This window comes from Clostridium sp. FP1 (assembly GCF_011065975.2).
GTDB lineage: Bacteria > Bacillota > Clostridia > Clostridiales > Clostridiaceae > Clostridium_AD > Clostridium_AD tagluense.
The window spans coordinates 272,209-291,453 of the sequence record NZ_JAAMNJ020000001.1 but is presented as its reverse complement, the minus strand read 5'-3'; the positions used below and the strand labels follow the sequence as shown (position 1 = coordinate 291,453).

14 protein-coding genes are annotated in these 19,245 nt (G+C 32.1%); 7 read left to right on the top strand and 7 right to left on the bottom strand.

Annotated features, from left to right (window positions below):
- Positions 1–17: 17 nt before the first annotated feature.
- Entirely contained in the window at positions 18–1,904 is a 1,887-nt protein-coding gene (gene cooS, locus G9F70_RS01325) for an anaerobic carbon-monoxide dehydrogenase catalytic subunit (protein ID WP_164946587.1), read from the bottom strand.
- 88 nt (positions 1,905–1,992) lie between these two features.
- A complete protein-coding gene (locus G9F70_RS01320; protein WP_164946586.1) occupies positions 1,993–2,406 on the bottom strand; it encodes an RrF2 family transcriptional regulator in 414 nt (137 codons plus the stop codon).
- A gap of 273 nt (positions 2,407–2,679) precedes the next feature.
- Between G9F70_RS01320 and G9F70_RS01315 the strand changes: the two genes are divergently transcribed.
- The 6 genes from G9F70_RS01315 (at position 2,680) to G9F70_RS01290 (ending at position 10,864) form a co-directional block, all read left to right on the top strand.
- Positions 2,680–3,399: a hypothetical protein gene (locus tag G9F70_RS01315; RefSeq protein WP_164946585.1), complete on the top strand. Its 720-nt coding sequence runs from the start codon at positions 2,680–2,682 to the stop codon at positions 3,397–3,399.
- Between the two features lie 317 nt (positions 3,400–3,716).
- Positions 3,717–5,531 carry an oligoendopeptidase F gene (gene pepF, locus G9F70_RS01310; RefSeq protein WP_164946584.1) on the top strand — a complete coding sequence of 605 codons (1,815 nt, stop codon included), beginning with the start codon at positions 3,717–3,719 and terminating at the stop codon, positions 5,529–5,531.
- 265 nt (positions 5,532–5,796) lie between these two features.
- Positions 5,797–6,489, top strand: a complete 693-nt coding sequence (locus G9F70_RS01305) for a response regulator transcription factor (RefSeq protein WP_164946583.1) — start codon at positions 5,797–5,799, stop codon at positions 6,487–6,489.
- The gene (locus G9F70_RS01300) at positions 6,482–7,522 is read left to right on the top strand and encodes a sensor histidine kinase (RefSeq protein WP_164946582.1); all 1,041 of its coding nucleotides are present in this window, start codon (positions 6,482–6,484) and stop codon (positions 7,520–7,522) included. Before G9F70_RS01305 ends, G9F70_RS01300 begins: the two co-directional genes overlap by 8 nt.
- A 109-nt stretch (positions 7,523–7,631) precedes the next feature.
- On the top strand, positions 7,632–8,312 hold the full coding sequence (locus G9F70_RS01295; protein ID WP_164946581.1) for an ABC transporter ATP-binding protein: 681 nt from the start codon (positions 7,632–7,634) through the stop codon (positions 8,310–8,312).
- Complete coding sequence (locus G9F70_RS01290) at positions 8,312–10,864, top strand: ABC transporter permease (protein WP_164946580.1); 2,553 nt, start codon at positions 8,312–8,314, stop codon at positions 10,862–10,864. Before G9F70_RS01295 ends, G9F70_RS01290 begins: the two co-directional genes overlap by 1 nt.
- A gap of 101 nt (positions 10,865–10,965) precedes the next feature.
- On the opposite strand, the gene G9F70_RS01285 is transcribed toward G9F70_RS01290, so the two are convergent.
- From G9F70_RS01285 to G9F70_RS01265, 5 genes are all read right to left on the bottom strand, one after another.
- Complete coding sequence (locus G9F70_RS01285) at positions 10,966–12,741, bottom strand: M3 family oligoendopeptidase (RefSeq protein WP_164946579.1); 1,776 nt, start codon at positions 12,739–12,741, stop codon at positions 10,966–10,968.
- A 142-nt stretch (positions 12,742–12,883) separates the two neighbouring features.
- A complete protein-coding gene (locus tag G9F70_RS01280; RefSeq protein WP_164946578.1) occupies positions 12,884–13,666 on the bottom strand; it encodes a pseudouridine synthase in 783 nt (260 codons plus the stop codon).
- A gap of 48 nt (positions 13,667–13,714) precedes the next feature.
- On the bottom strand, positions 13,715–14,782 hold the full coding sequence (locus tag G9F70_RS01275) for an O-antigen ligase family protein (protein ID WP_224617370.1): 1,068 nt from the start codon (positions 14,780–14,782) through the stop codon (positions 13,715–13,717).
- A gap of 368 nt (positions 14,783–15,150) precedes the next feature.
- On the bottom strand, positions 15,151–15,699 hold the full coding sequence (locus G9F70_RS01270; protein ID WP_164946576.1) for a phosphatase PAP2 family protein: 549 nt from the start codon (positions 15,697–15,699) through the stop codon (positions 15,151–15,153).
- Positions 15,700–15,889: 190 nt separating this feature from the next.
- Positions 15,890–18,052: a DNA topoisomerase III gene (locus G9F70_RS01265; RefSeq protein WP_164946575.1), complete on the bottom strand. Its 2,163-nt coding sequence runs from the start codon at positions 18,050–18,052 to the stop codon at positions 15,890–15,892.
- A gap of 405 nt (positions 18,053–18,457) precedes the next feature.
- On the opposite strand from G9F70_RS01265, the gene G9F70_RS01260 reads away from it, so the two are divergent.
- Entirely contained in the window at positions 18,458–19,234 is a 777-nt protein-coding gene (locus G9F70_RS01260) for a 3'-5' exonuclease (RefSeq protein WP_164946574.1), read from the top strand.
- Positions 19,235–19,245 lie beyond the last annotated feature (11 nt).

Genomic DNA, 19,245 nt, shown 5'->3' with positions numbered 1-19,245 from the left:
TATTATCCCTCCTGTTCTTATAAATAACTAAGTCCCAATTCTCGTCTTTTATTTAATATTATTTGTTCTAACTTATCCGCAGCTTTAACAACATCATCTTCAAGAATCAATTTTCCACCAGTTAACTTTTCTAGATCCTGCGTCAATAGCTTTGTCACTACTTTGCTTCCTGTTATAAATGGAGGAATTGCAAGATGAAGTGGCAGTCCTAGTGCTAGTCCAAATACTCCGTCTGCCAGGGCTTGTTCTTCAAGCCACTGTGGTGCAGATAGTACAAGTGGAAGCTTCGGAATATCTATGCCTAAATATTTTGCAAGTTCTGTGGCAACAATTTCGAGTCTTCCTATAGCTAAACATGGTCCAAAGTTTAATACTGGAGGTATCCCTAGGCTTACGCAAACTTCTTTTAAGCTATCTCCTGCAAGACTAGCTGCCGATGGCGACATTAATCCAACATTCTCAAGCCCACCGCTAGAACATCCTGCTGAAAGTACAAGTATATCTCTCTTAATAAGCTCTTTTGTAAGCTCTACTGTAAATATATCATGTCCTTTTGCAGTTAAGTTAGAGCATCCAACAACTCCAGCTATCCCTTTTATTTTTCCTGATACAATTAAATCTATGAGCGGTTTCCATGTACCACCAAGGAAATTCTTCAAAGACTCTTCACTGAGTCCCGTTAACACATCGTCATATCCGTGATTTTTAGGAATGTTTATTTGTACTTTATCTCTTCTATTTTTATAACTTTCCAATGCTTCTTCAATTATTCTTTCACTTATATTTTCTCTATCTTTAAAAGTATACTCAATGTACTCTGCATTTGCTTTTTTAGCTACATCATCAAGACAAATTTGTTTAACCATAAATTTATCTGCGATTGGCTCTATTCCTGGAAGTGTACAGTTAAACTCAGATACTATAGCATCTATTCCACCAGTTGCAATTAAAGCTTCACTTGTAAAGTTATTTCCTGCATGACCTGCAAATACTTCTTTATAGTGTTCTCCTCTTAATTGTAGATCCTGACCTACACACGTACAACCTACTATTCTAAAGCCTTTAGCTCCAACATACTTTGCTTTAGCAGTTACATCTTCTTCTATTAATCTATCTTGCAGATGGGCAATCACTGAATGCTGGTGTCCTGTTACCATTAAGTTTATATAATCTTCATCTACAACTTTAAATCCTACTTTAGCTTGTCTAATAACTGGCTCCCCAAGCATTACATCATTTAAAAGATTTGTTAATGTTAAACCGTATAAGCCTGTTGAAATACCTAAATTAAAACTATTTAAAATCATATTTAATGGATCGCTACTTAAGTTTGTTGATGTCTTTACCATAGCATCAAACACTTCTGATTTTGCTCCACCAGGCATAATCCCAAGTTTTTTCCAATTTTCTACTCTTGGTGCATATGCTAGTTTATAAACAAGCTCCATTTTTTCAAATTTTGGCTTATATAAATCTGCAATTATTTTATCTGCAACTTTTATTGCCTTTTCATAAATATCCTCTTCTTTTATTTCAAACATGTTAGCAAGTCTATTTAAAGTTGCTTCACTTTTTATTTTGCCTTTAGTTTCTCCTATAGCTTTTAAGTTTCTAGCAGTTGTTTCTACTATATGTATATAACAAGCAGAACCTGCGCCAACAGCTCTTAAAAAATTTCTAGCAACAATAGTATCTGCATCAGCTCCACATATTCCTTTTGGAGCTTTCGGTGTAATCCTACATGGCCCATTTGAACAAAGTCTACAACAAACACCTTGCATGCCAAATCCACACTTAGCCTTTTGACCTTCTACTCTATGATGAGATGTCTCTACATCTAATCCTCCAATAACCCCCTCAAGTACTGTATCTGCTGATTTGCATATATTACAATTTCCACACATTTTAAAATTCCTCCTCATATTGTCTTTCTTGTTTACTCATATTTTTATTTTTATTTTTAAATTTAATTGAATATAAACCCTAAACTATCTAAACTTCTCCATCCATTAATTGTTTGAAATTTATACTTTCTAGTTCTGAACTTAAGCTCTTTTGTACTTTTGTCATGGCTCTATGGATAGTACACACGCCACTTCTATTTAAATTGCAAAAACTTGGTTCAATTACGCACCTATTAACAGCAATAGGCCCATCTATTGCTTCTATAACGTCTTTTAAATTTATGTGTTCTGGTAATTTATTTATAGTATATCCTCCATTAACTCCTCTATAAGATTTTACAATTTCTACTTGTGTAAGCTTTCTTAAAAGCTTCAAAAGAAATCTTAGCGGTATAGCTTCTTTTTCTGAAATTGTCTTTGCTTCTACTTTTTTACCATATCCCAATATACACAAGTTAAGTACTACTCTAAGTCCATAATCTGCTTCTCGTGTTATTTTCATGTTATATCCCTCCTTAAAGTATACCAATTTAGTGTACTTTGATTTTAAGCATTTTATCCTATCTTGTCAATAGATGAATTATATTTTTTATACTATATTCTTTATTATATGATAATACTACTAGATACTATAAAGTGCGTTTAATTGACAAATTTTTTATTTTGTTATATATTATACAAGTTGCTATAATTTAAACCATATATTTTAGTATTATTATACAATTATGGTATGTACGTTAGCATATAAACGCACAAATCTCAGGGGGGTTTTAAAATGTATAAAAAAGCAACTGCTTGTCTTCTAACATTATTACTAGCATTTTCATTTGTTGGATGTAGTAAAACATCTACTAAAGAGGTAGCTAAAGAGGTACCTAAATCGATAACTAAGGAAGTACCTAAAGAGGTAGCTAAAGATAAACTACTCACTTTAGGTAAAACTGAAGGTAATGTTTATACGAATGATTTCTTTAAGATGAACATTAATATTCCTGATAAATGGATAGTAGCAACTGATGAAGAAAAAACCGAAGTACTTAAACTAGGTAAAGAAGTAATTTCTAAAGATGATAAAAGTAAAGCTAAAGAACTAGATTTGAGCGAATTAAGAACAGTGTATCTTCTAATGACTTCACAAAAAGGTCTAAAAGTTCAATCTACTGCAAATCCCAATTTTATAGTTATAGCAGAAAAACTTTCATTTTTCCAAGGTGTAAATGATGGCGCTAACTACTTAGGCGCAGTAAAAAAACAATTAAAAACTGTTGCAAGTACTATGCCTTATAAATTTGACAAAGAAATTTATACTGAAAAAGTGGGTAGAAAAAACTTTAGTGTGTTAGAAGCAACTATTGAAACTGGTACTATAAAGATGACTCAAAAGTATTATGCTTGTGTCCTAAATGGATATGCTTTAAGCTTCATTAGCACATACACTGACGATGTAGGTGCAAAAAGTTTAGATGGGGTAATTAAGTCAGTTACTTTCAAATAACTCTTATGGATAAACACTTAAAAAACTCGGTTTATACGAGTTTTTTTCATATCTTCTTAATCATCTTATCATTTCTTTTTCTGTTTTTTCTTGTTCTAATTCTTCTACTTCAATAATCGCTCCCTTATTAAACTCTTGATTCCTGTTTCTATTTCTCTTAACTTAATACCATCTACTATTTAAACTAAAACACCTCCCTCACTTTATGTTCCACTTTAAAGGAATTCATGAGTCTACTATAGAATGTATATAAAATACATTTTATAATATTCAGACACTTTAAAACAACAGTATAACTAAAAAAAGGGGGCTTTATAATGAAAACAGCTTTAAAAGAAAGAAAAGACGTAGATAAGTCACTTACTTGGGATTTATCTTCAATGTACCAAACAGAGGATCAGTATAATTTAACTATAAAAGGTTTAGAAGAGCTTACATTAGAAATAGAAAAAAACTATAAAGAAAAACTAAATTCAGCTAGTATGATAAATGAGTGTTTGGATAAAATGAGAGTCGTACTGCAAAATGAAAACCTGGTAGGCTCTTATGCAAGTCTTGCAGTTTCTACAGATCAAACTAATATAGAAAATCAAGCTAGATATATGAAGTTTATTAACATATCATCGAATTTAGAAAGTAGATTAAGCTTTGTAACAAGTGAAATTAAGGAAGCCGACGAAAAAACAATCGATGAGGCAATAGAAAAATCAAAAGAAAATAGCCATTATTTAAATGAAATAAAAAGACTTACAAAACATTCACTACATCCAGAAGTAGAAAAGGTATTATCAGCTTTATCAGGAACTTTAGATTCTCCCTATTCCATATATGAAACAACTAAATTAGCTGATATGGATTTTAAAAATTTCAATGTAGACGGCACTGAATATCCTCTTAGTTTTGTGCTTTTTGAAAATGAATGGGAGTATGAAACTAATACTAAAATTAGAAGAGCAGCTTTTGAAGCTTTTTCTTCAAAACTCGGAGAATATCAACATACAGTAGCGGCACTTTATCAGACTCATGTTCAAAAAGAAAAAACATTAGCAACTCTTAGAGGCTTTGATTCTGTTATAGATAGTTTATTATTTCCCCAACAGATAGAGAGGGAATTATATGATAGACAAATAGATACAATCATGGAAAAGTTAGCACCACATATGAGAAAATATGCAAAACTACTTCAGAAAATTCATAAAATTGATGAAATGACCTTTGCAGATTTAAAACTTGAAGTAGACCCTGACTTTGAGCCAACCATATCCGTAGAGGAATCTAAGAAATATGTGGAGGAAGCATTATCAGTACTCGGTGACGATTATTTGGAAATGGTTAAAAAGGGCTATGATGAAAGATGGATTGATTTTGCTGTAAACAAAGGAAAATCAACAGGTGCTTTTTGTGCTACGCCTTACGGAAGTCATCCTTTTATTTTGATATCTTGGTCTGAGAAAATGAGAGAAGCATTTGTACTTGCTCATGAATTAGGTCATGCAGGGCATTTTCAGTTAATTAATGAAAATCAAAATATATTTGATGCAGAGCCATCTTTATATTTTATAGAAGCACCATCTACTATGAATGAATTGCTTATGGCAAATTATCTTATGAAAACAAATGATGAGCCTAGATTTAAGAGATGGGTCTTATCTTCTATTATTAGCCGTACCTATTATCATAACTTTGTAACTCATCTGTTAGAGGCTGCGTATCAAAGAGAAGTTTATAAAATAATAGATGCAGGTGAAAGTGTGCAAGCTTCAACTCTTAATGAGATAAAAAAAGGCGTGCTAGAAAAGTTCTGGGGAGACTCTGTGAAAATAGTTGATGGCGCAGAACTTACTTGGATGAGGCAGCCACATTATTATATGGGACTTTATCCATATACATATAGTGCTGGGCTTACCATAGCTACAGAAGTAAGTAACAGAATTTTAAAAGAGGGACAACCAGCCGTTGATGACTGGAGGAAAGTGCTAAAAGCAGGAGGAACTAAGTCGCCAGTAGAACTTGCTAAAATGGCTGGAGTAGATATAACAACAGAAAAACCGCTATTAGATACTATAGAGCATATAGGCGATATAATTGATCAATTAGTAAAACTTACAGACGATATGGAAGGATTCATTTAAAAAAGATTAGCAATAATGGGTAACTGTATATTAACCTAAGTAATTAATAATATTTATGTGTAATAAAAAGCATCTGCTATCTAGATGCTTTTTATTATGGCTGAAAATATTATAGTAACAAAAATAATTATGGTATAATATTCTATAATTGGATGTATAACGAATATTAACTCCAATATGCGAATTTTTATATTTTTTGTTTTTAGAAATCTTGCTAAATATAAACTAAATTACGAATCCTACATAGAATGGAGAAGGTGATTTCTTGATAACATTACTTATAGTTGAAGATGATGTTACTTTGAATAGTGGCATTATGCTATCCCTCCGTCAAAATGATGTTGACATCCAGCAAGCATATAATATTAAACAAGCTAAACAAATGCTATGTAATAAAAAAATAGATCTAATTATACTTGATGTTAATTTACCAGATGGAAGCGGATTTGGACTTTGTAAAGAAATTAGACAAGCATCTCAAGTGCCTGTTATTTTTTTAACTGCAAATGATATGGAAATTGATATTGTCACAGGTCTGGAACTTGGGGGAGATGATTATATTACCAAACCTTTCAGCCTTATGGTTCTGCGTGCAAGGGTAAGGGCAATATTAAGGCGTGTTAGGGATATAAAATCTGATAATAAAATTACAATAGATAATATGGTATTTAATTTTGATACCATGGAGTTTACTAAAAATGGTGTTGCTCTTGTATTGAGCAAGACTGAGCAGAAACTTTTGAAAATTTTATTGGATAATAAGGGCAGTATTTTATCAAGATCTCAGCTTGTTGATAAGGTTTGGAGTGATGGAGCGGAATACGTTGATGAGAATGCTCTAACTGTGAGCGTAAGTAGACTTAGGAATAAAATAGAGGATAACCCCAATTCCACCAAATATATAAAAACAATATATGGAATGGGATATATGTGGGCTGGAGGAGAATCTTTTGAATAAAATTACGGAAGCTTCATTTCAAAGGACTTATATTATTTTTGGAACAGTATTTATTTTACTTACTGTAGCAATTACCATGTTTTTATTATTTATATATGATCCTACAATAACATTTATTTTAATCATATTTGCATATTCCATGGCTATGATCCTTTTGGCATATATTTTTATAGCTGTGCTAGGTAATAAAGTAACTAGGTCTATTAAGACTATTGATGAAATTATGGATAATGCAATAAGTGGCAAAAAAAATATCTATACAGGATATGAGGAAAACATACTTTCCTCCTTTGAGAGCAAAATGTATCGTTTTATTGCCATGTCAAAATTCACCACCGATGAAATTGAAAAAGAGCGCAACAAAATAAAAAGCCTTATTTCAGATATTTCTCATCAGACTAAAACACCTGTAGCAAATATCATGCTTTATTCTGAACTGCTGCTCGATGGTTATAAGCTAAATCAAGAGCAAAAAGAGTTAGCAAGTGGAATAAAGCTTCAGTCTGAAAAACTTAGATGGCTTATAGAATCTCTTGTAAAAATGTCACGGCTTGAAACAGGAATTATAAATTCTGTTAATAAAACTTTAATGCCTGTGTTTCAAACTATCAGCACTTCAATTGGGACAGTATTTTCCTATGCGGAAAAAAAGAATATACAAATTCAGGTATGTTGTGATGAAGACATCAAGGCATATCACGATGTTAAATGGACAAGCGAAGCATTTGTAAATATACTAGAAAATGCTATTAAATATACACCAGAATGGGGCAAAATTGATGTAATAGTCAGCCAATATGAGATGTTTACTCGTATAGATATCAAAGATACGGGTATAGGCATAAATGAGGGTGAGCTTAATTTTATATTTAAGCGATTTTATAGAAGTGCTGATGTATCACAATATGATGGTGTTGGCATAGGCCTTTACCTTACAAGCGAAATTATTTCCTCTGAGGGTGGATATATTAAGGTTAAATCTAAACTTAATAAGGGCTCTGTATTTTCCGTATTCCTGCCTAATACAAAATAAATATTAAATATTACAAAACTGTTATATTTGAGAAAGCAGTTTGTTAGATTTGAGGAATATAGTATATACATACCTAGGTATAAACTAATATTTTTAGGGAGGAATTGTTATGGCAGTATTACAGACGAAAAGTTTGAAAAAGTATTATGGTAACGGAGAAAATATGGTAAAAGCTTTAGATGATGTAGATTTAGTTATAAATCAGGGTGAGTTTGCTGCAATTGTAGGAACATCTGGTAGCGGGAAGAGTACACTTTTACATATGCTAGGCGGGCTTGATAGGCCAACTTCAGGAACAGTGGAAGTGGAAGGCGGGGATATATTTAAATTGAATGATGATAAACTTACAATATTCCGCCGAAGAAAGATAGGATTTATATTTCAAAATTATAACTTGCTTCCTATATTGAATGTTTATGAAAATATTGTTCTTCCTATTGAACTGGATGGAAATACTGTTGATAAGGAATATTTAAACAGTATAATATCTGCTCTTGGAATTCAAAGTAAGATTAAGTCTTATCCAAATAATCTTTCAGGAGGACAGCAGCAGCGTGTGGCTATTGCAAGAGCTTTGGCTACAAGACCTGCTATTATTCTTGCAGATGAGCCCACAGGAAATCTTGACAGTAAAGCAAGCCTTGATGTATTAGGACTTCTAAAAGCCACAGGGAAGCGTTTTAATCAGACCATAGTTATGATAACTCATAATGAGGAAATAGCACAAATGGCAGATACTATCATAAAAATTGAAGACGGAAGAGTTGTGAATAGGCTGGTGAATAATTAATGATAGCTACACCAAATAAGAGGACTATTCGTAATCTTTCCATTAAAAGCCTCAAAGCAAACAAACTAAGAAATATATTTGCAGTAATGGCAATAGTATTAACTACTTTATTGTTTACAAGCTTACTAACAATCGGAATAAGCATGAATAAATCTCTCCAGGAAAGCACTATGCGTCAGGTGGGAGGAAGTTTTCACGGCAGTTTTAAATATTTAACAAAAGATGAATTTGACCATATAAAAAATCATAAGCTTATTAAAAGTATTGAATATTCAGTATTAGTTGGTTTTGCAAAAAATAGTGAGCTTTCCACAAGACAAACTGAAGTAAGGTATGCAACAAATAAGGAAGCAGAATTTATGTTTGATCTTCCTACAAAAGGAACAATGCCACAAAATGAAAATGAAATAGCTTTGGATACCATAGTACTTGATAAGCTCGGTGTGCCACATGAAATAGGAAGCAATGTAACATTAACCTATACTGTAAATGGCAAACAAGCTACGGATAACTTTATTCTTTCAGGATACTGGAAAGGAGACGCTGTAGCTCCTGCAAGTATGGCATGGGTATCAGAAAAATTTTTAAAAGCAAAGCTTTATGGCATAGATGATAAATATGTAAAAAGTCATTTTAAAGAAACTGAAAATCTCACAGGACTTGTATTTGCAGATGTAATGTTTTCAAATAGTTTTAATGTAAATAATAAGCTATTGAAAATTTTAAGTGATAGCGGATATACACAGGCCAATATACCACTAGGTGTAAATTGGGCTTATACTTCAGAACAAATCATATCTAATTTAGGCAGCATAGTTTCGCTTATAGGTGCAATGTTGCTTGTTATGTTAAGTGGATATCTTATTATCTATAATATATTTTATATTTCGGTGGCAAAAGATACTAAATTTTATGGTGTGCTTAAAACTATAGGAACCACATCAAAACAGATAAGAAGTATTGTTAAAAGGCAGGCTATAATACTTTCTATTATAGGAATACCCATAGGATTAGTTATAGGATATATAATGGGATCAGTGCTTATACCATTTGTAATGCAGAGTGTACAAGTTACGCACACTGAAATATCTTTTGACCCTCTTATATTTATAGCAGCATCATTATTTTCACTTGTAACTGTACTTATAAGCTGCCGAAAGCCGCAAAAGATAGCTGCAAAAATATCGCCTATTGAGGCAGTTAGGTATACGGATGTTCAGGATAATGGAAAAAGGAAGAATAAAGAGTCAACTAATGGTGCTAAAGTTTACAAAATGGCGTTCTATAATGTGTTCAGAAGTAAGAAAAAGGCTATTGTTGTAATGATCTCCCTCTCACTTAGCATAATACTTCTTAATAGTGTTTATACAATGGTCAAAGGTTTTGATATGGACAAATATGTAAGCAATATTATAGTCAGCGATTTTTGTATAGCTGATGCAGGTTATTTTAATCCTTATGTCGGATATAAAGGCCAGGATACCTTAAAAGAAAAAACGGTGGATGAAATAAGTTCTTTGACGGGAATAAAAAACGTTGGAAGAGTATATTTTAAGGAGTTCAAACATAAACTAACAGACAAATCATTAAAATGGCTTACAGGTCAGCTTGAAGGTGAGGCTGCCATAAAGGATAAATCTGGAACTACAGAGGATACAAAGAAAATATTAGAAAGTAAAGAACTGAAATTAACGTTTGGTGGACTTGATAAGCTTATATCGAATAAAATTGAAATTTTCAAAGGTACATTTGATGCTAAAAAATTTTCAACAGGTAATTATATTATAATTGGAAGACCTTATTTCCAAGGAACTTCTAATATAGAAAGTTATTATGATGTTGGTGAAGATTTTAAAATGACTTATGAGGATGGAACAGAAAAGACTTATAAAGTAATGGCAATAGGCGAAATTCCATTTAACGTTTCTGTAAGGACTGCAGATCCTCAGGCAGTTCAGATTTCTATTCCGTCTGATGAATTCAAAGCGCATGTTAAGAATCCTGTCATAATGACAGCGTTATTTGATGTGGAAAAGCAAGAGATTCCAAGTGTTGAAAATTATATTAAAAGCTATGTAAAAACAAAAGAGCCTGCACTTAGTTATACATCAAAAAATATTTTTGAAAAGGAATTTGCAAAAACTCAGTCTACTTACAATGTAGTAGGATATTCACTCAGTTTTGTAATCGCATTGATTGGAATACTTAACTTTGCTAATTCTATTGCTACAAGCATAATATCCAGAAGAAAGGAGCATGCAATGCTGCAAAGTATAGGCATGACTGGCAGACAGCTTTATAAGATGCTTTTATTTGAAGGATTATACTATGCTTTGTTTACTATGTTAATTGTTGTTACATTTGGCATGGCATTTAGTTATATTATTGCTAATGCTATTGTAGGAGGTTTTCCTTTTTTCAGCTACCATATTACACTTGTACCGGTAGCAATTTGCCTACCATTTCTTATAGTGATTTCTTCAGTTATTCCTATTATATGCTATAAGACTACAAGTAAGATGAGCATAGTGGAGAGGTTAAATGAAGGATAGGTAATATTCGTTATAAAATTTCAATACAAAATATCTAAGCTAGAATTCTTGAATTAATTCTAGTTTAGATATTCTAGTTATATTGCTAATATTACAGTTACTTAGCTATTACAGAACTCCTCTATTTCCTTTTTCACAATATTCATAGAACCTCTCCAGAATTCTTTATCATGTATGTCTATATCAACTGATTTTGCAACATCATATATAGTAGATTTACCTGTTATACACAATAATTCATTATATTTTTTCACAAATGAAGAACCTTCATTTAAGTACATATTATAAAGTCCTTTTGAAAATAACAATCCAAAAGCGTATGGGAAGTTATAAAAATTTGCATCTGGATAGTAATAATGGTTTTTATGAATCCATGCAAATGGATCTAATGTCTCCTCAGAAATGGCATCTCCATAAGCTTGTTTTTGCGCCCATATCATTAAATCTTTTACTTCTTCTAATGATAATTCCCCTTCACTTCTTTTTTCAAATACAGCTTTTTCAAAAATATATCTTGCATAAATATCTACAATTACAGAACTGCAATTCACAAGATCTGTACCTAAAATCGAGAGAGCTTTATCCCTGTCCGCTGTTTTTAGCGCTGCATTTCTTACTAGGGTTTCACTGAAAATCGATGCAGTTTCTGCAAGTGGCATTGGATATGATGAATTTAAAACACTTTCCTTTTGAAGCATCATTCCATGATAAGCATGTCCAAGTTCATGTGCTAAGGTACATACATTTTTAAAGTTATTATTATAGCTACATAAAATTCTACTTTCCTTTATACAATGTAAATTTCTGCAGAAAGCTCCCCCTCTTTTTCCTTGGCGTACGCCCCAATCTATCCATCCATTATCAAATGCTTTTACTGCCAGTTCTCCCATTTCCTCTGAAAAAGAACTAAAATGCTTAACTATAAATTCTCTTGCTTCTTCAAATGTATATTCCATATTTTTATTGCCTACAGGAGCCATAATATCGTAATATGGTAGTTTGCCTTTATGTCCTAGTAACTCAGCTTTCTTTAAAAAATATCTTTGGAATTCTTGTAAATTTTCCTCCATAACCTGAATCATAACATTTAAAGTTTCTTCATCCATTCTAGAATTTTCTAAGGTTCTGTGAAGAGGTGATTTATATTTTTTAATTTCACTTAAAGTAATTACTTCACCTTTTATAGCATTTAACGCTGCAAGTACCCCCTCCGCAATTTTATCATTGCTCTTTCTTTCTGCGAAATAAGCTTTCTTTCTAAGTTCTCCCTCATTTGAAAACTGCATGTTCTTAACTTCATTTATACCTATACTTTGAATTTTACCATCTAACTCTATTTCTACCTTATGGCTGGCAGTTATGTGATTTCTATACTTTGACCAAGTACTTGAACCTGTTAACCGCATTTTCGCTATTAAAATTTCTTCCTGATGACTTAACATATGAGAGCTTTTTGTCTTAATTTCCTTAAAATAAAACTCATACCCTTTTAGCTTACCAGAAGAATTTATAATGCTATCTAAATCTTCCATATCGCTTATCCATTTTGTGACGCTAACTTCAACTTCTGTAAGATTAGTTTCCATTTTATCTATCATGCTTAAATATTTTTTTGCGCTAGAGTTACTTGCATTTGCTGAAATACTTAAACTGCAAAAGGCGCTTATTCTACTATATATCCTGCGAAACTCCTCCATTTTATCTACATAGCACTCTAACTTGTGGGCAATATCTTCATAGCTATTCAAGTTGTTTTTGCTCCAATTTGTTAAGGTCTTAATAAGTTCTTCAAATAATTTAACATCATTTTTAAAATCTGCTCCTTCAAAAGAAGAATAAAGCTCTTTTAAACTCCATTTACCTGTCCCACTCATCATTCTAATTACTCCTTTTCTACAAATATAGTTTATTATAAATTATTCTTTGCAAATTCTAATTTACTTAATTAGTACATTATACCATAAATTTACCATGAAATAAAAATAACATGATGTATAAGCGCCCCACTTATACATCATGTTATTTTCCCAATACCTTTTGAATCTCCACTTCTGTTAAGAATCGATGCTGACCTTTTTTCAATGATTCATCTAAGAATAATCCTCCAATGGAAGCCCTCTTTAAATAAACCACATAACAGCCCACTGCCTTTAACATCCGCTTCACTTGGTGCTTACGCCCCTCTGAAATAGTAAGATATCCAGAGACAACTGACTGATTATAATGATTTGAATCTATATTGCATAAATTATCAATAGGCATCTCATGTTTAAACTCTTTATACATTCCAGATTTTTGAACTTCTATTTTTGCAGGTTTCGTTATCATTTCATCTTTCCCCATGTAAATTCCTTGCCCTAATTGCTCCCGATCTTGCTCGTCTAAAGAACCCAAAGCCCAAAAAAAATAAGTTTTTTCAACATGCTTTTGTGGGTACATTAATTGATGCTCAAAATCACCATCATTGGTAAGGAGCAATAATCCTTCTGTATCTTTGTCTAACCTTCCAACATGAAATACTCCATTCATATTAACATTATCAAAAAAATCAAATACTGTTTTATTAATTGCATCCTTTCTTGCAGTAATGTAACCTCTAGGTTTATTAAACATATAATATACTTTTCCAGTATAAGCAACTGCTTTGCCAAGATACTCAACAACATCAGAACTTTCGTTAATTTCTATGGCAGGTTCTGTTATCACGTCTCCATTTACCTTCACCATACCATCTTTGATATAAGTCCTAACCTTTTTTCTCCTTCCAATGTCTGATTCTGCTAAAAATTTATCTAATCTCATATCTCACCACTTCTCTTCCTTTGAAAAATCATTTAAATAACCATTGGCCTATGAATTATTATATTGTTTTGCAAGAGCAGTTATTATGGCTGAACTAGCTATAAATAATAACCCAGTTTGTGGTGCAATCATTGTAAAATCAACCAAACCATGCCCGATTATTATGGCTTGAATGCCTGCTAGCATTGGAGCCAACTTACAATCTTGTGCATGAAGTATCTTTAAATTCCGGAATAAATTAATCTTAATATAAGCATATATAGAAAGCCCAACAATTCCAAGTGAAGTCATAATAGTAATGTAAATATTATGACCATGGTATAATGTTGCATAATAATAACCTTTCATAAAATATGCTCCATGGTCTGTAATTCCCATAAGCCCCCAACCTATAATAGGCTTAAGCTTTATCATTTTTAAACATCCATTCCATATTCCAAAACGACTAGTAAATGAACCATCCAAATTATGGCCAATTACATTTTCTAAAATCTGTGATGGCATAAATGTAACTACAGCTGTAAGTATAAATATTGTTATAAACAGCCACCTATCTTTTTTATTACCTTTAAGGAGATAAAAAATAAAAAGTCCACATAATAGCCCCATAAAAGCACCACGGGACGCCGTTAAATACAATGCAATAATAAAACAAAATGTTGCTATTCGATAGAATAATTTTGTGGTTTTAGATGTAGTTCTACAGAAATAAAGCCCTAAAAGAATCATTATAGCAAACCAATTCCCCGCTACATTTGGGTTTCCAAAGGTACTATATATTCTGTCATTAAATACTGGCTGAGACGTAATTTCAAGAAATTTCGCCCAAATATTATAATTAAAACACACATATATAACTTTCTCAATAATTCCGAAAATCGCTGATAGCAATGAAAAACACACTAAATACCTGCATATCTTTTCTACCTTATTTTCATTTTGACAATAATCTTGTAAAAAGACACTAATGCATAGATACATAAAGAGAGCAAAAGACGCAGCAATTGATGTAAAACTATAATTTGCAGCACCTACTATCAAAGACCAGATAAATAGTAAACCAAGCCCTATATTCCAGTGATTTTTGTGTATGCTCACTTTTCTAAACAACACCATATATGCCATGTATATGGCTGGTATTATGTTCGTATAAGGGGAAATAACTGTTAATAAAACTAAAATGCCTATAATAAAACCCACTTTCTTTTATAATAATATTTATAGTCAACCAAACTCCGCCAAAAATATATCCCGCATAAACATCACTTGGGTATTCAGTTTGAATGAATATTGGATTTAACACTGAAACTCATGTGCTAAATAATCTTGTATGACTGCAATTACAATTTACATTTTATCATATATTCACTTAATTTAAAATTATATATATCACTAGCAGTAAATACTATTATATATGAACAACTATCGTAATACAAAGTAATGACTCACATACTCTCTTTTTGACTTGTGCAAGGAATGTTTTCTTATATTCTAGCTTTAATATTATTGTTTGCTTTACCAAACAAGTAAATTATTATCCCACTGCACATAAGCCCTAAAACTATACCTGCCAAAACATCAGTAGGATAATGCACATATAAATATAACCTTGAAAATCCTATCAAAGATGCTAAACCTAAAAATCCAAATGCATAACGTTTAAAATATTTTGCGAGTACTCCTGCCACCGCGAATGAGGAAGTAGTATGTCCTGAGGGAAATGAATAGGATAAAGGTTTTGCAATTAAAAGATCCCAGGCCGGGATACCTTCTGATGGCCTTATACGCCTAACTACATTTTTCAGTATTTCTTCTCCTAAAATTGTACTTAGTATTAAAGCTCCTAAAGCCATAAAACCTATTTTTCTATATTTTTTATTAACCATGAGTATGGCCACTATTATAATCCATATTATTCCTCCATTACCTAAGTACGTTAATGTAGCCATACTTTTATCCATGATAATTCCATGCATATTATCTTTTATATACAATAATATTGAGCTATCAAATCTTTGTACTAATGATATCATTTCCTTCATTCCCCTTTTTCTCTTATCTTTACTAAATGTGTCTATAAAAATTCCCCTGTTTTATATTATATAATTCTAATATTAAAAACAAATTAAAAAAACCTTAGATTTATCTTAATAATTATTTACCAACAAATAAAAATAACATGATGTATAAGCCCCCACTTATACACCATGCTATTTTTCCCTACTATTTTAAATTAAACTTAGCAAAAGCCTCCGCCATGGCAGAATTACCAGTTGGTTCATCATTCTTATTCTGCTGATTAAGGAACCTACTAACATCCTTTTTATCTAAAGCACCTTTTTCTTTATCGCGACGCTTAGTAAAGGCTGAAAGTTTTTCTCTATAGCCACACCCACAAGCGAAAATTTTATTGTCTCCATCCCCTCTAATCTCCATTTTCTTGTGACAAGTAGGGCAACGTGCATTTGAAACCTGTGAAACACCCTTACGATATCCACATTCTCTATCTGGACATACCAGCATTTTACCCCTCTTGCCGTTAACCTCAAGAAGATACTTGCTACATTCAGGACATTTAACTCTTGTAGCGTTGTCATGTTTGTATACTTCGCCAGAAGCTGCAACGGTCTTCACAAGTTTTGAAGCGTATTCTCTCATTTCTTTTACAAAATTCATAGAATTCGCTTTTCCTTTACTTACAAGTTGAAGCTGTTTTTCCCACTTAGCAGTAAGCTCTGGAGATTTTAATTCTTCTGGAACTAAGTCTATTAGCTGTATTCCTTTTGAGGTTGGGAAAATATCTTTACCTCGTCTCTCCATATAAAAGATGTTAAATAATTTTTCAATTATATCTGCACGAGTTGCAGGAGTTCCAAGTCCTGAGGTGTTATCTAAGGCTTCCCTTAGGCTCTCATCTTGTATATCTTTTCCTGGATGCTCCATAGCTGTAAGCAGCGTTGCTTCATTATACCTAGCTGGTGGCTTTGTCTTTTCATTTACAGAGCGAGCCAAGGTAAGTTTAACTGCTTCCCCCTTATTTATTGGTGGAAGAGACTGATCTTTATCTTCCATATCATCTGAGCTACTTATTTCTCTCCAGCCCTTTGACTTAACTATTTTTCCTTTTGCAGAAAAACTTTCACCCTTTACATCTATTTTTACTGTAGTTTGCTCATACTCGAAAGCTGGGCTTAGAACTTCTAAAAATCTTTTTACAACTAAGTCATAAATACTTCTTTCTTCTTTGTTTAAGCTTGATAAATCCACATGTTGCTCTGTTGGAATTATAGCATGATGATCTGAAACCTTACTATTATCCACAAGTCTATTTGTAGTCTTTATTCTACCTTTTATTATATTTCTAGCAGCTTTTTCATAGGGTCCTACCGCTATACTTTTTAATCTATCAAGTAGTGTAGCTACTATATCCGTAGTAAGATGCCTAGAGTCTGTTCTTGGATAAGATAATAGTTTATGATTTTCATATAGTCTCTGCATTAAATTAAGAGTTTGCTTTGCAGAATAGCCAAATCTTCTATTTGCATCCCTTTGAAGCTCTGTTAAATCATATGCCAGTGGAGGAAGCTCTTTTTTAGAGGCCTTATTTACTTCTACCACGGTGCCCATTTGGTTGTTCACCTTAGCAACTACATCTTCTGCCTTTTGCTTGTCAAAGGTACGTGATTCTCCATTTTTACTTGACCAATTTACTGTAAAATTATTTACCTTACCATTTACTGTCCAGTAATCTTTTCCAACGAATTTTTTTATTTCATTTTCTCTATCAACAATAAGTGCTAAGGTTGGTGTTTGAACTCTTCCTGCTGACAATTGAGCATTATATTTACAAGTTAGTGCTCTAGTAACGTTGAGTCCTATTAACCAATCTGCTTCTGCTCTTGATTGTGCTGCCCAAAATAGATTTTCATAATCTCTTCCAGGTTTAAGATTGGCAAATCCATCCTTTATTGCTTTTTCAGTTTGTGAGGAAATCCATAACCTTTTTATTGGTTTTTTAAATCCTGCTTTTTGAATGATCCAACGAGCAACCAATTCTCCTTCACGTCCTGCATCTGTGGCTATAACAAGTTCATCTACATCAGCTCTTTTAAGAAGTTCGTTCACAATCTTATATTGCTTTGAAGTTTCTTTAATAACTACCAATTTTAAATCCTTTGGTAACATAGGAAGATCTTCCATTTTCCAACTTTTATATTTTTGATCATAATCCTCTGGACCAGCTAGTGTAACAAGATGTCCTAGTGCCCAAGTTACAATATACTTTTGTCCCATTAAATACCCATTTCCGCCTTGACTGCAATTCAAGACCTTTGCCAGTTCCTTTCCAACGGAGGGTTTTTCTGCTAAAACTAATATTTTTCCCATATATAAAACTTCCTCTCTTATGTTCAATAATTTACTGTATGTTAATCAATTTTTTTATTTCGTAATTAGGCAATTATTCCATTACGAATAATGCCATTAGCCCAATATGTACAAAATGCTATAAAATATAATATACATACTATCTATATTATAAACTACTTTATACAGATTGTTCAATTTTTTGTTAAATCATCCCCTGCGGTGCTAAAATGTCGTTAAATCATCTTCTGCGAAGCTGCAATATTAACGACTTCAGAAGGAGATTTAGACCCCCACCTATAGAAGTAGGAGACTTTCTTCTGAAATGTCGTTAAACTATAGAACCCGTGTAAGTGTTTTTTATGCACATAAATGATATACTATATAATGGGTATTAAAAAAATAAAAAAGGTTAGAGGTAATTTAATGAATTATATAGTATTTGATTTAGAATTTAATCAAGGTTTCAACTTTGCAAAAGAAACTAAAAGCATAACAAACCCTAAATGCCCTTTTGAAATAATTCAAATAGGTGCAGTAAAACTAAATGAAAATTTTGAAACAATTGGGGCTCTAGATATACTAGTAAAACCTGAAATATATACTACCCTTAATCCTTTTGTAAAAGAACTTACTGGGCTAACAATGGAGATACTGGATACTGGCAAATCTTTCAAAGAAATGTATACTGAATTTACAGAATTTATCAAAACCGATTCCAGTGTATTATGTGTATGGGGAGTAGCAGATATAAAAGAGCTATTTCGTAATATAGAGTATCATGAATTAGATGCAACCATAGTACCCACCGATTACATAAACATCCAATCTTACACTTCTAGGAAACTTAATTGCAAAAAAGGAATTAATATTGGACTAGGTAATGCAGCTGAGCTATTAGGCGTGCCTATTGAAAATGAGTTTCATGATGCTTATAATGATGCATTCTATACAGCCGAAGTTTTCAAGAAAATTTATAGCAGTGAAATTAAAACTAGAATTTATAATCCTCATAAAAACACAAGGGTGACTAGACCAGATACTGAAAATTACAAACTTGATACTTGTAATTTATTTAAACAATTCGAAAAAATGTTCAAAAGAGAAATGACTGAAGATGAAAAATCTATAATTAATCTGGCTTATATTATGGGCAAAACAAATCAATTTCAAATCAAAGTTCCTCAGAGCCCGAATAAATAAAAGCAGTATAG

Bases quoted from the DNA above. Each gene is read 5' to 3' on its own strand.
- cooS (WP_164946587.1), bottom strand. From the start codon at position 1,904: ATGTGTGGAAATTGTAATATATGCAAATCAGCAGATACAGTACTTGAG.
- G9F70_RS01320 (WP_164946586.1), bottom strand. From the start codon at position 2,406: ATGAAAATAACACGAGAAGCAGATTATGGACTTAGAGTAGTACTTAAC.
- G9F70_RS01315 (WP_164946585.1), top strand. From the start codon at position 2,680: ATGTATAAAAAAGCAACTGCTTGTCTTCTAACATTATTACTAGCATTT.
- pepF (WP_164946584.1), top strand. From the start codon at position 3,717: ATGAAAACAGCTTTAAAAGAAAGAAAAGACGTAGATAAGTCACTTACT.
- G9F70_RS01295 (WP_164946581.1), top strand. From the start codon at position 7,632: ATGGCAGTATTACAGACGAAAAGTTTGAAAAAGTATTATGGTAACGGA.
- G9F70_RS01290 (WP_164946580.1), top strand. From the start codon at position 8,312: ATGATAGCTACACCAAATAAGAGGACTATTCGTAATCTTTCCATTAAA.
- G9F70_RS01285 (WP_164946579.1), bottom strand. From the start codon at position 12,741: ATGATGAGTGGGACAGGTAAATGGAGTTTAAAAGAGCTTTATTCTTCT.
- G9F70_RS01280 (WP_164946578.1), bottom strand. From the start codon at position 13,666: ATGAGATTAGATAAATTTTTAGCAGAATCAGACATTGGAAGGAGAAAA.
- G9F70_RS01275 (WP_224617370.1), bottom strand. From the start codon at position 14,782: ATGGTGTTGTTTAGAAAAGTGAGCATACACAAAAATCACTGGAATATA.
- G9F70_RS01270 (WP_164946576.1), bottom strand. From the start codon at position 15,699: ATGATATCATTAGTACAAAGATTTGATAGCTCAATATTATTGTATATA.
- G9F70_RS01265 (WP_164946575.1), bottom strand. From the start codon at position 18,052: ATGGGAAAAATATTAGTTTTAGCAGAAAAACCCTCCGTTGGAAAGGAA.
- G9F70_RS01260 (WP_164946574.1), top strand. From the start codon at position 18,458: ATGAATTATATAGTATTTGATTTAGAATTTAATCAAGGTTTCAACTTT.